The sequence below is a fragment of the Nocardia sp. NPDC050378 genome (assembly GCF_040655675.1).
GTDB lineage: Bacteria > Actinomycetota > Actinomycetes > Mycobacteriales > Mycobacteriaceae > Nocardia > Nocardia coubleae.
Genome location: NZ_JBFAKI010000004.1, coordinates 206700 through 219469 on the forward strand (window position 1 = coordinate 206700; position 12770 = coordinate 219469).

Sequence of the window (12770 nt, forward strand, 5' to 3'; positions counted from 1 at the left end):
TCAGCGGTGCGGCTGGGTGACCTCGCTCGGCAGCGGACCGCTCATCGCCACACCGGAACCGGTCCAGCTGTAGGTGATCGCCGCCGGGCCACCCTGCGGCGCCGCGAACGGTTCGTCACCGACCAGCCACTTGTAATTCACGGTCACCGAGTCGCCACTCGCCCCGGCGACATAGGTGAACGCGTAGGCCTCGGAAGTCGCTGTGCCCAGGTACTTTCCGTCGTGGAAGAACATGATGTGAATCGGTGCGCCCGCCGAGTTCCCACCGACGGCGCGCACCCACAGCAGCTGACCACAGCTGCCCGGCCGGTCCTCAGAAGCCTGCGAGGCGGCCCAGCCGTCACCGAGTCCGGCGAGCGCGTTGCGCACACCGCGCGAGCCCGGGTCGACGCACCGATCCGGCCCGCTGATGTCGTCGGCGGGTGGCGTGACCACCGGCGGCTCCGTATCCGACGGCACCGGTGAGTCGATCACCGGCGGCACCTCAGCCGACGGCCTCCCCGGCGACGGCGCGCCCGGCGACGGCGTGATGGTCTGCTCCACAGGAGGTTCCACCGAAACCGAAGACGTGGCGGTGACCGAGGTCGCCGGGCGGGCAGTGCCGCCGTCGTCCCCGGTGCAGCCCGCGACCATCCCCGCCGCCACCGCGATCAGCGCACTCATCCGAACTGCGTTCTTCATGATTTCCTCGATTCCGAGTCCCCCGCACGCTGTCGGCGCGGACAACGACTCCATCGAGACGCTCGCCGGGCCCGTTAGGCGAAAAACGCGAATCCCAGCCCTAGGGTGCGAAATCCACACCCTCTGTCCCACAGGCTGTGACGTGCCGATTCGTCATCCGCGCCGAGCAGTTCCCGGCGAGCGGTACAGAATGAAAGCATCGGCGCGCGATCGGTGGCACTGTTACCGTGAAACGGGGGCATTCGCACCGAAAAGGGTTGCCCCGCAAGCAGTGTGATGTGTGATCGATGAGGAGACCTGAATGGACGACGTGGCACTGGTACTGGATCCCGCAGGCGCGGATATCCAGGGAGAATCCGCGCGGATTCGGGCACGGGGGCCGGTGACGCTCGTCGAGCTGCCGGGTGCGGTGCGGGCGTGGTCGGTCACCGACGCCGCCACGCTGAAGAAGTTGCTGGCCGACCCGCGGGTGTCCAAGTCCGCCACCAAGCACTGGCCCGCGTTCGCCGCGGGTGAGGTGCCGCCGGACTGGCCGCTGTTCCTCTGGGTGGCCGTGAACAATATGTTCACCGCTTACGGCGCCGACCACACGCGCCTGCGCAAGCTGGTCGCACCCGCCTTCACCCACCGGCGCACGGTGGCGATGCGCCCGATGATCGAGAAGATCACCGCGGGCCTGCTCGACGAACTCGCCGCCGTCCCGGCAGGCGAGGTGATCGACCTGCGCGAACGCTTCGCCTACCCGCTGCCCATCCAGGTGATCTCCGAGCTGATGGGTGTGCCGGATTCCCTGCACGCGGGCCTGCGCAAGTGCGTCGACGGCATCTTCGACACCTCGTTGAGCCCGGAGGAGTCGCAGGCCAACTACATGAACATGTACGGCATCCTCGGCGAGCTGGTCGCCTACCGCCGCACCAACCCCGGCGACGACATGACCAGCCTGCTCATCACCCACCGCGACGAGGACGACGGCACCCAGCTCACCGAGCAGGAACTCGTCGACACCTTGCTGCTGGTGATCAGCGCCGGCCACGAAACCACCGTCAACCTGCTCGATCAGGCGGTGCACGCCCTGCTCACCCATCCCGAGCAGCTGGCGGCGGTCGGGGAGGGCAAGGCCACCTGGGCCGATGTGGTGGAGGAATCGCTGCGCTTCGAGGCGCCGGTCGCACATCTGCCGCTGCGGTTCGCCGTCGAGGAGATCCAGCTCGACGGCGTCACCATCGCGGCGGGCGACCCGATCCTCGCCTCCTACGCCGGAGCGAGCCGTGACCCGAACCTGCACGGTGACACCGCCGACGATTTCGATGTGACCAGGGTGAACAAGGAACACCTGGCCTTCGGCTACGGCGTACACCGCTGCCTCGGCGCGCCGCTGGCCCGGCTGGAGGCCGAGATCGCCCTGCCCGCCCTGTTCGCACGCTTTCCCGGAATCCGATTGGCCGGTGCCACGGAGGAATTCGGTTCGGTGGCCAGTTTCATCTCCAACGGCCACGCGACACTGCCGGTGCGCCTGAGCTGAGGCCCCCGTCTCCCATACCTAGATCTGCTAGGGTCATACCTAACGGTTCTAGGTATGGGAGTGCTGTGCGTATCGACAAAGACCTGGTAGCGGCTTCGGCGACGCCGCTCGTACTCGGGATACTCGCCGACGGCGAGTCCTACGGCTACGCCATCCTCGAGCAGGTGAACACGCTGTCCAACGGCCGCATGCAGTGGACCGACGGCATGCTCTATCCCCTGCTGCACCGGCTGGAACGGCTCGGCTACGTGTCCTCGGCCTGGCGCGTGTCCGACAGTGGCCGCCGCCGCAAGCACTACCTCATCACCGACGCGGGCCGCGCCGCCCTCGCCGAACGCCGGGCGCAGTGGACCGTCGTGGCCGAAGCCCTCGACCAGGTCTGGCGCGGCATCAATCAGCCGCCGGCCGCAGCGCAGGGGTGGGCGTGATGGATACCGAACTCGACGCCGCGGTCGACCTGTGGCGCGGTTATGTCCAACGGCACCGGGTGATCTCGGTAGCCGATGTGGACGAGATGGAAGACCATCTGCGCGAACAGGTCTCGACATTGCAAGATGCCGGTCTCAGCAGCGAGGAAGCGTTTCTCGTCGCGGTCAAACGGATGGGCAATGTGGACTCGATCTCGCGCGAGTTCGCCCGTGAGCATTCCGACCGGTTGTGGAAACAGCTGGTCCTGGTGCCCGAAGACGGTGGGCGCCAGAGCAATCGGGAGCTGATGACGGTGATCGCCATCGCGCTCGCCGCGGGCCTGGCGGTGAAGACCGGGATCACGTTCCTGCACGAGGAGACGCTCGGGCTCAATGTCAGCCTTCTCGTCCTGCCCTTCCTCACCGGGTATTTCGCCTGGAAGCGGCAGGTGAGCGCGCCCGTCGCCGTCGCCTTGATCGTGCCGTTCGTCGTGGCCGCGCTCGTCCTGAATCTGTACCCGTTCGAGGACGGCGGTTCGACCGTGGTGCTTGCGGGCATCCACGCCCCGATCGCGCTGTGGCTGGTGGTCGGTCTCGCGTATGCCGGCGGTGACTGGCGCTCGGACCGCCCGCGCATGGATTTCATCCGGTTCACCGGCGAATGGTTCGTCTATCTCACGCTGCTCGCCCTCGGCGGTGGCGTGCTGATGGCCCTCACCGCCGCCGCCTTCGAAACCCTCGATTTCGATATCGAGCCGGTCATCACCCACTGGATCATGCCGTTCGGCGCGGCCGGTGCGGTGATCGTCGCGGCATGGCTGGTCGAGGCCAAACAGAACGTGATCGAGAACATCGCTCCCGTGCTCACCAGGGTGTTCACGCCGCTCACCATTTTGATGCTGCTCGCCCTGCTCGGCGCCTTCGCCACCACCCGCAGCTTCACCGGCATCGACCGGGACCTGCTGATCCAGATGGACCTCATCCTTGTCCTGGTGCTCGGCCTGCTGCTCTACACGATCTCGGCCCGCGATCCGCTGGCACCACCCGCCTTCTTCGACCGTGTGCAACTGGTGCTGGTGCTGAGCGCCCTGATCGTCGACCTGATGATGCTGGCGGTCATGGCCACCCGAATCGCCGAATTCGGTTCCAGCCCCAATAAAATCGTCGCGCTCGGCATGAATGTGGTGCTATTGGTGAACCTGGCCTGGTCGGCCCACCTGAGTCTCCGATTCCTGCGCGGCCGAACCCCTTTCACCGCACTGGAACACTGGCAGACCCGTTACCTGCCGGTCTACGGCGCCTGGGCGGCGGTGGTCGTGATCGTGATCGGGCCGCTGTTCGCTTTCGCCTGAAGGTTTTCGCAAGAAATTCGCTGGACCGGCCGTGACAGGATCGGTCTGTGCTGTTGACGATCTCCACGACCCACTCCCCGGCGACCGATCTCGGGTATCTGCTGGTCAAACACCCCGACCGGGTGCAGTCGTTCGCGACGACCGGCGGCACGGCACATGTCTTCTACCCTCGCGCCGACGCCGACCGGTGCACGGTGGCGCTGCTGCTCGAGATCGACCCCGTGGAACTGGCCAGGCCGGCGAAGGGCCAGCACAGCTCGGCGCTGGGGCGCTATGTCAACGACCGTCCGTACGTGGCGTCGAGCCTGCTGTCGGTGGCGCTGGGGAAGGTGTTCCGGTCGGCGCTCAACGGCACCAGCCGGGACCGGGCCGAGCTGGCGGGCACGGCGATCCCCCTGGAGATCGAGGTGCCCGCGGTGCCGTGCCGGGGTGGGAGCGAGATCGTCGAGCGGCTGTTCGCGCCACTGGGCTGGCAGGTATCGACCACCACCGAACCACTCGACCCGCGGTTCCCGGAGTGGGGCGACTCGCCCTACACCCGGCTGCGGCTCACCGGGACCGTGCGCCTGGCCGAGGCGCTGAACCACCTGTACGTACTGCTGCCGGTACTCGACGACGCCAAGCACTACTGGGTCGACGCCGACGAGGTCGACAAACTGTTGCGTGCCGGCTCCGGATGGCTCGGCACGCATCCCGACCGCGAACTCATCGCCCGGCGTTACCTGGCCGGTCGGCACTCGCTGACCCAGTCCGCGCTCGAACGGCTGCGCGCCGCCGACGACCAGCTCGAGCCCGAAACCGTCGAGGACCCGGTCGAACTCGTGGAGGCCACCGAGCGCAGGACACCACTGGTGAAATCGCGCCGCGACGCGGTGCTCGCCGCACTCGCCGAAACCGGCGCCACCCGCGTCCTCGACCTCGGTTGCGGGCCGGGCACTCTCCTGCTCGCACTGCACGCCGACCAGCGATTCACCGAGATCGTCGGCGCCGACGTGTCGAGTACCGCCCTCGCCATCGCCGAGCGACGCTTGAAGTTCCACCGCATGCCCGACCGGCAGCGGGCCAGGATCGCCCTCGTCCAGTCGGCGCTGACCTACCACGACGACCGGTTGCGCGGCTTCGACGCGGCCGTGCTGATGGAGGTGATCGAACACGTCGACGAGAGCCGGTTGCCCGCCCTCGAACGCGCCGTCTTCGGGCACGCCGCACCCGGTGCGGTCCTCGTGACTACGCCGAACGTCGAATACAACGTGCACTACGAAACGCTCGACGGGCACCGCCACGACGATCACCGATTCGAATGGACCCGTGCGCAATTCGCCGATTGGGCGGCCCGCGTGGCCGATACCTTCGGCTACACCGTCGACATCCGTCCTGTCGGCGAGCACGACCCGCGCACCGGCTCCCCCACCCAGCTCGCTCTCTTCCGTAAGGCCGCCTGATGAACATCGACCTTCCCGAGCTGTCGCTCGTCGCCCTCGTCGGCATCTCCGGTTCCGGCAAGTCCACCTTCGCCCGCGCACACTTCAAGCCGACCGAGGTGCTGTCCTCGGATTTCTTCCGCGGCCTGGTTGCCGACGACGAAAACGACCAGAGCGCGACGAAGGACGCCTTCGACGCGCTGGGACACGTGGCGGGGATCCGCCTGCGTGCCGGTCGACGTGTGGTCGTCGACGCCACCAATGTGCAGAAGCACGCCCGCGCCGAATTGGTCGCTCTGGCACGGTTTTTCGATGTGCTCCCCGTCGCCATCGTGCTCGACACGCCGGAAGCGGTCGCGTGGGAACGGACTCGGGCCCGCACCGATCGCACCTTCGAACGGCATGTCCTGCGTCGGCAGAGCCAGGAGCTGCGGCGCTCGTTGCGGCAGCTCGGGCGTGAGGGGTTCCGCAAGGTCTATGTGGTGAGCGACCCGGCCGACGTCACGATCTCCTACGAGCGGGCCTGGAACGACCGGCGCGAACTCACCGGACCGTTCGACATCATCGGCGACGTGCACGGGTGCCGTGCCGAATTGGAGTCCCTGCTCACCGAACTCGGCTGGGTGCTGGTGCGCGACGAGGCCGGACGCCCGGTCGATGCCACCCACCCGGACGGGCGCCAGGCCGTGTTCGTCGGCGATCTCGTGGATCGTGGACCTGATTCGCCGGGAGTGCTGCGGCTGGTGATGGGCATGACCGACAACGGACACGCACTGTGCGTGCCGGGCAATCACGAGCAGAAGCTGCTGCGCAAGTTGCGTGGCAAGCAGGTGACGGTGTCGCACGGGCTGGCCGAGACGCTCGAGCAGTTGGCGGCGCAGACACCGGAGTTCGTCGACGCGGCGGCGCGGTGGATCGACAAGCTGGTCAGCCACCTGCGGCTCGACGGTGGGCGGCTCGTCGTGGCGCACGCGGGACTCAAGGAGGAATACCACGGACGCGCCTCCGGGCGGGTACGCGACTTCTGCCTGTACGGCGAATCCACGGGGGAGACAGACGAATACGGTCTTCCGGTGCGTTATCCGTGGGCGCACGATTATCGCGGTTCGGCGATGGTGGTGTACGGGCACGTGCCGACACCGAAGGTGGAATGGGTCAACAACACCGTCTGCCTCGACACCGGTGCCGTCTTCGGTGGTGAGCTGACCGCGCTGCGCTACCCGGAGAAGACGTTCGTCGCGGTGCCCGCCGAGCGGGTGTACTACGAGCCGGTGAAACCGCTTGTGGCCGAACCTGTTCGCGACAACGAGACGCTGAATCTCGCTGATGTCACCGGGCGCAGGCACGTACGCACCGACGACGGCACCGTCATCGTCGACGCCGAGAGTTCGGCGGCCGCGCTCGAGGTGATGAGCCGGTTCGCCATCGATCCGCGTCTGCTGCTGTGGTTGCCACCGACCATGTCGCCGCCGTCCACGTCGTCGGTGGAGGGGTATCTCGAGTACCCGACCGAGGCGTTCGCCGACTATCGGGCGGCGGGCGTGGACACGGTGGTGTGCGAGGAGAAGCACATGGGTTCGCGTGCCGTCGTGCTCGTCTGCCGCGACCAGGTCGCTGCCACAACACGTTTCGGTGTCTCCGACGGCAGCTCCGGTGCCGTCTACACCCGCACCGGCCGGTCCTTCTTCAGCGACGCCGCCCTCACCGAAACACTGCTCGCCCGGGTACGGGCCGCCGCCGCGCCGCTGTTCGACGAACTCGACACCGACTGGCTGCTGCTCGACTGCGAACTGCTGCCGTGGTCGGCCAAGGCGGGCGGGTTGATCCGCACCCAGTACGCCGCGGCCGGTGCGGCCGCACGCTCCGCCCTCCCCCCGGCGCTGGCCGCATTGGAAGCGGGCGTCGAGCGCGGCCTCGACCTCACCGCCCTGCGTGATCGCACGGCCGCCCGCGCCGCGAACGCCGACGACTTCACCACCGCCTACCGTCGATACTGCTGGCCCACCGACGATCTCGACGGCGTGGCGCTGGCACCGTTCGCCCTGCTGGCCGCCGAAGGCACCACCTTCACCGACCGCGATCACGGCTGGCACCTCGACATCTGCGACCGCCTGGTCGCCGCCGACCCCACCACGTTCCGATCCACCGATCGCCGCGTGGTCGACCTGTCGGACCCGTCCGCCGAGGCCGAGGCCACCTCGTGGTGGCTCGACCTGACGGGCTCGGGCGGCGAAGGGATGGTCATCAAGCCCTACACGGGCCTGTTTACCCGCACCAAGGGCAAACTCGTCCAGCCGGGCATCAAATGCCGAGGCCGCGAATACCTCCGCATCATCTACGGCCCGGACTACACAGCCCCCGAACACCTCTCCCGCCTACGAGACCGCAACCTCAACCGCAAACGCGGCCTGGCCCTCCGCGAACACAGCCTCGGACTCACCGCCCTGAACGCCCTCACCGCCGGCGAGCCGCTGTGGCGGGTCCACGAGTTGGTCTTCGCGGTCCTGGCCATGGAGTCCACCCCTACCGACCCACGACTGTGACCACATACAAAGGCCGCTGATACCCAAACCGATAGCAGCTAAACGCTGAGATCCTGTTAGCCGCGTAACATCGCGGCTTGCAGTGGAGATCTCCTACAGACTGGCAGTAACCCTGGAGATCTCGCTGGAGAGGAAACCACTTGACCAACCCGCCGTATCCACCGCAGCCTTACCCCCAGCAGCCCTACGGCGGGCGCCCCGGGTATCCCCACCCTCCTCGGCCGCCCAAGAGCAATGCGAACACGATCATTCTGGCCGTCGTGGGTGGCTTTCTCGCACTCTGCGGGTTCGGCGGATGCGTGGCTGTGTTGTCCGACAGCGACAACAGCAAGACCGCCGCGACGTTCACGACTGCCGTGGGCAAACCCACCGCCCCAGCCCAACCGGCTGCGCCGGCCCCCACCGAGGAAGGACCGGCGCCAGCCGGTACGCCCGTTCGCGACGGCAAGTTCGAGTTCACGGTGACTGCGGTAGACCGACCGGTGAAGGTCATCGGGGACAATCCCTATCTGCAGAAGACTGCGCAGGGTGAGTACATCGCGGTACACCTCACCGTCACCAATATCGGAGATAAGCCTCAGTCCTACTTCGCGAGCAACCAGAAGCTGTTCGATGATCAGGGCCGCGAGTTCGAAAACGACACGATGGCCGGAATCAACGTCAACGACGACAGCGCCATGATGTCGGACATCAATCCGGGAAATTCGGTCGACGTGGTCGTTGTCTTCGATGTGCCGGCGGGGACTGTTCCCGCCTCGCTCGAACTCCACGACTCCATGTTCTCGGGCGGCGCTCAGGTCGCACTCCGCTGAACATTCGGGCCCATGCGTCGCCTCACGCCGTCGCATGGGCCTCGGATCGACCAACGGGGATGGGTCGGGAGGCGTTTCTGTGGCAGGGTCGCAGGAGTATCCGCGGAGTCGCCGTGGGTGCGGCAGAACTGTTGAGAGATCAGAGAATTGACTGAGTTGGATCTGTTCCCGTTGCCCTTTCGTGCCGCCCATGTGGCGTGTGTCGCGCCTGTTCGGACGGTGCGGGAACTCGAGATGATGCGGTTGAGCGCGAGTATCCGCGCCAAGCCGCAGTGGTATCGCAAGCGCGAGGATGCCGAGGTCGTGGCGCGGTGGTCGCGGGAGGCGGCCGAGCAGGGGATGACGCGGGCGCAGATCCGTTATGTGCTCGACGAATTGGAGTATTACGCCGAGCTTCGTGATGCGGAGCGCGGGATCGAGGTGTCGGCTGTCGACGGGGTGTGGCAGTCGGACTCGGTGATCGACGAGGATCTGCGCAAGCGGTTGGCCGAGGCGGTGCGCGTACTGGAGGAAGTGCCTGCGGCGGAACTGGATTGGCATCCGGGATCCGACGGACAGGTGCTCGATCTGGTGCACCCCTCGATGTACTGCCTGGTGCGTGGCGTGAGCTTGCCCGAGGACGCACCATGGCCCACCCCGGAGAAGAACGCCGAGTCGGCCTCGCATTCGAAGAAGTTCCAATGGTTGCCCACCGATGTCGAGGTCGGCGAAGACGGTTCCGTGGCGTTCCTTTCCTACGTGAACAATGTCGACCCGGACCGCCATCAGGAACTCGCCGCCGTCCTGCCCGAGCTCTTCGGCCGCACGCTCCCCCTACTGGAGAACGTGCTCACCGATCTGCGCGCCCCGAAACGAGTGCGCATCGTCGCCGACCCGTTCAGCTGGTACGAGGACACCGAACCGCAACCCCCGGAAGACGACGACGAGGCGGCCGAGGAAGCCTACGAGGAAGCCATGGAGAAGTGGTGGGAGGAACGACGCCCCGCCGTCCCCGACGCACCCGAGTTCCAGCCGCCCGAGCGGGACGACACCCACACCGTCACGCTCAGCGGCCGCCGGCTGCAGGTGATCGTCAAACTCGCCGACATCCACCTCACCCCGGACAAGCCCGAATATCCCGGTGGTTCTTGGCATGTCGAGGCCATGCTGAACGAACGCATCGTCGCCACCGCCATCTACTACTGGGACAGCGACAACATCACCGACAGCCTGCTCGGCTTCCGCACCGCCATCGACGAGCCGTACTACGAGCAGAACGACCGCACCGGAGTCCGCGAGGTATACGGCCTCGACGACGAGGACGCGCTCAACCAGGAACTGGGCTCGGTCCGCACCAGGACCGGCCGGTGCGTGGCTTTTCCGAACATCTACCAGCACCGCGTCGCCCCGTTCCGGCTCGACGATCCGACCCGAAACGGTCACCGAAAGATCGTGGCCTTCTTCCTGGTGGACCCGTCGGTCACCATCACCTCGACCACCGACGTCCCGCCGCAGCAGCCGTGGTCACCCACCTCGACGATGACCAGGGCCCAGGCCGAGGAATTCCGTGAACAACTGATGCACGAACGCAAGTTCTTCGTCGACGAACACAACGAGGAATACTTCGAGCGGGAGTTCTACCTCTGCGAGCACTGACCTACTTCGCGTGGCGGCCGACCTCGTCCAGGTGGGTCAGCGCTTGCCGGTAGGACTCGAAAAGGCTCGTCTCGCAGTACGGCACGCCGATCTCGTCGCAGAAGCCCGCGACGATCGGCTGTGCGTGGCGCAGGTTGGCGCGCGGCATCGACGGGAACAGGTGATGCTCGATCTGGTAGTTCAGACCGCCCATCGCCAGGTCGACGAGGAAGCTGCCGCGCACATTGCGTGAGGTGAGGACCTGACGACGCAGGAAGTCGGTGTTGTCGCCCTCGGGCAGGACTTCCATGCCCTTGTGGTTGGGCGCGAACGTCGAACCCATGTACAGCCCGAACAGGCCCTGCTGCACGGCGATGAACACCAGCGCTTTGCCCGGTGACAGCACCAGGAACGCCGCCGACAGCAGACCGATGAAGTGAGCGGCGAGCAGCGCACCCTCCCAGACACGGTTCGCGATCGGCCAGCGGAACACCGCGACGATGCTCTTCCAGTGCAGGCTGCCGCCTTCGAGCAGCAGCAACGGGAAGAACAGCCACCCCTGGTAACGGAAGATGAAGCGGCGCCAGCCCTTTCCGGTCCGCGCCCGCTCGCCGGAGAACGCCAGCACCCCCATCGCGTCCGGGTCCATGCCCTCGGTATTGGGGTGGGCGTGATGGCGGGCGTGATTACTGGTCCACCAGCCGATGCTCAATCCGATCGCCAGGTTGCCCGCGATCAAGCCGTACAGGTAGTTGGCCTTACGGCCCGCGAAGATCTGTTTGTGCCCGGCGTCGTGGCCGAGGAAGGCGATCTGCGAGAAGACCAGCGCGAGGAACGCCGCGACGAGCAGCGTCCACCACGAGTCCCCGATGACGAAAAACGCCGCCCAACCAGCGGCGAAAGCCGCCGCGGTGAGCACACTCTTCCACCCGTAATACCGCAACCGCCGGTCCAAGAGGTTCGCCTCCCGGACACGACGCAACAGAACCGAGAACTCACTGCCACGCACGGGGACGACATCAGACGCTATAACCACCGCACAAGCATGGCGTATGGAGGCCACGGCCGGGTGAACGGGTTGCAGATCGATGACGACCGATTGCCTCAGCGCCGCCAGAAGAAGTGGTGGACGACCCCGCTCGGGCTCAGGACCTCTTCGTGCTGGAAGCGGTCCGCCAGTTCGGCCGGGCTCTCCCACAGCCGCTCCCCCGCGCCCAGCTCCACCGGGGCAACCGCGATGTGCAGTTGATCGATGAGGTCGGCGTCGAGAAATTCCCGGACCGTCGCCACGCCACCGCCGACGCGCACGTCCTTGCCGTCAGCGGCGTCGAGAGCCCGTGCCAGCGCCTCTTTCGGCGAGGCGTTCAAGAAGTGGAAGGTGGTGTCGGACAGCGTGAACGAAGGGCGCTCATGGTGGGTGAGCACGAAAACCGGTGTGTGGAAGGGCGGTTCGTCGCCCCACCAGCCCTGCCAGTCGTAGTTCTCCCACGGACCGCGCTGCGGGCCGAACTTGTTGCGGCCCATGATCTCCGCGCCGATATTGCGGGCGTAGTCGCGGGTGATGTAGTCGTCGAGGCCGTAGCTGCCGCCCGGCGCGGTCCGGCCGGGCCAGTGCGCGGTGGCGCCCGCCCAGGACATGAAGTCCCCCGGGTCGGCGTGGCCGAACGGCCGCTCGCGGCTTTGCCCCTCACCTGCCCCGTACCCGTCGGTGGAAACGCTGAAGTTCTGCACCCGGACCAGTTGTGCCACGGCGGCACCCCTTTCTGATTGCGATCTGCAAGCAGTTGCGACGGTAGCCTAAACTGATCCCGTGACGCAACCAGTTTCAAAGAACAAGTTGCCGGTGCCGCCCGGCAAATCCGGGTGCCCGATCAACCGGACGGTCGAACTGCTCGGCGACCGCTGGAGCATGATCGTGCTGCGCGACATGATGTTCGGCGGGTACACGCATTTCCGGGAGCTGCTCACCGGCTCGATCGAGGGGATCGCGTCGAACGTCCTGGCCGCGCGGCTGGCGAAGCTGGTGTCGGCGGGGTTGCTCACCCGCCACGACGATCCGTCGCACCGGCAGAAGGTGGAATACCGGCTCACCGAGGCCGCGATCGACCTCGTCCCGGTGTTGGCTCAGCTCGGCGCCTGGGGCGCGCGCTGGCTCGAGACCACACCGGAGCTGACCGTGCGCGCGGAACTTCTCGCCGCGGGCGGACCGCCGCTGTGGGAGCGATTCATGGCAGAGCTGCGCGCCACGCACCTCGAGGGCGCACCCACCCCCCGCGACGGCGTCCTGGCAGAGCTCACCGCCGCCTACGAGGCGGCCAAGTCCTGAGGGTTTTGCGGGTTCGGGGCGTTCCCGTCTCACTCGCGAGTACTACCGAGGACTCTCCCACGGAGTGATGTGGTGCGGCTCGGCTCGTTCGT

Annotated in this window: 11 protein-coding genes; 8 read left to right on the forward strand and 3 right to left on the reverse strand. The window is 66.9% G+C overall.

The window, feature by feature from the left end:
• Window positions 1–681 carry an LppP/LprE family lipoprotein gene (locus tag AB0I35_RS11115; RefSeq protein WP_357395650.1) on the reverse strand — a complete coding sequence of 227 codons (681 nt, stop codon included), beginning with the start codon at window positions 679–681 and terminating at the stop codon, window positions 1–3.
• A 301-nt stretch (window positions 682–982) separates the two neighbouring features.
• Here AB0I35_RS11115 and AB0I35_RS11120 point away from each other — a divergent pair, with 301 nt between their 5' ends.
• The 7 genes from AB0I35_RS11120 to AB0I35_RS11150 all read left to right on the forward strand — a co-directional run bounded on the left by AB0I35_RS11120 (window position 983) and on the right by AB0I35_RS11150 (window position 10373).
• The gene (locus AB0I35_RS11120; RefSeq protein ID WP_357395651.1) at window positions 983–2203 is read left to right on the forward strand and encodes a cytochrome P450; all 1221 of its coding nucleotides are present in this window, start codon (window positions 983–985) and stop codon (window positions 2201–2203) included.
• Between the two features lie 65 nt (window positions 2204–2268).
• Window positions 2269–2631: a PadR family transcriptional regulator gene (locus AB0I35_RS11125; protein WP_067491817.1), complete on the forward strand. Its 363-nt coding sequence runs from the start codon at window positions 2269–2271 to the stop codon at window positions 2629–2631.
• A complete protein-coding gene (locus AB0I35_RS11130; RefSeq protein WP_357395652.1) occupies window positions 2631–3962 on the forward strand; it encodes a permease prefix domain 1-containing protein in 1332 nt (443 codons plus the stop codon). The genes AB0I35_RS11125 and AB0I35_RS11130 overlap by 1 nt, the downstream gene beginning before the upstream one ends.
• A 47-nt stretch (window positions 3963–4009) precedes the next feature.
• The gene (locus AB0I35_RS11135) at window positions 4010–5404 is read left to right on the forward strand and encodes a 3' terminal RNA ribose 2'-O-methyltransferase Hen1 (RefSeq protein WP_357395653.1); all 1395 of its coding nucleotides are present in this window, start codon (window positions 4010–4012) and stop codon (window positions 5402–5404) included.
• Window positions 5401–7926, forward strand: coding sequence for a polynucleotide kinase-phosphatase (locus tag AB0I35_RS11140; protein WP_357395936.1), 2526 nt, complete (start codon window positions 5401–5403; stop codon window positions 7924–7926). The genes AB0I35_RS11135 and AB0I35_RS11140 overlap by 4 nt, the downstream gene beginning before the upstream one ends.
• A gap of 140 nt (window positions 7927–8066) precedes the next feature.
• Window positions 8067–8738, forward strand: coding sequence for a DUF4352 domain-containing protein (locus AB0I35_RS11145; RefSeq protein WP_357395654.1), 672 nt, complete (start codon window positions 8067–8069; stop codon window positions 8736–8738).
• A gap of 147 nt (window positions 8739–8885) precedes the next feature.
• A complete protein-coding gene (locus AB0I35_RS11150; protein ID WP_357395655.1) occupies window positions 8886–10373 on the forward strand; it encodes a DUF4246 domain-containing protein in 1488 nt (495 codons plus the stop codon).
• 1 nt (window position 10374) lies between these two features.
• Here the strand turns inward: AB0I35_RS11150 and AB0I35_RS11155 are convergent, their stop codons facing one another.
• The gene (locus AB0I35_RS11155) at window positions 10375–11388 is read right to left on the reverse strand and encodes an acyl-CoA desaturase (RefSeq protein WP_357395656.1); all 1014 of its coding nucleotides are present in this window, start codon (window positions 11386–11388) and stop codon (window positions 10375–10377) included.
• A gap of 68 nt (window positions 11389–11456) precedes the next feature.
• Window positions 11457–12101, reverse strand: a complete 645-nt coding sequence (locus AB0I35_RS11160; protein WP_357395657.1) for a dihydrofolate reductase family protein — start codon at window positions 12099–12101, stop codon at window positions 11457–11459.
• Between the two features lie 61 nt (window positions 12102–12162).
• Here AB0I35_RS11160 and AB0I35_RS11165 point away from each other — a divergent pair, with 61 nt between their 5' ends.
• On the forward strand, window positions 12163–12678 hold the full coding sequence (locus tag AB0I35_RS11165) for a helix-turn-helix domain-containing protein (protein ID WP_357395658.1): 516 nt from the start codon (window positions 12163–12165) through the stop codon (window positions 12676–12678).
• The last annotated feature ends 92 nt before the right edge of the window (window positions 12679–12770 follow it).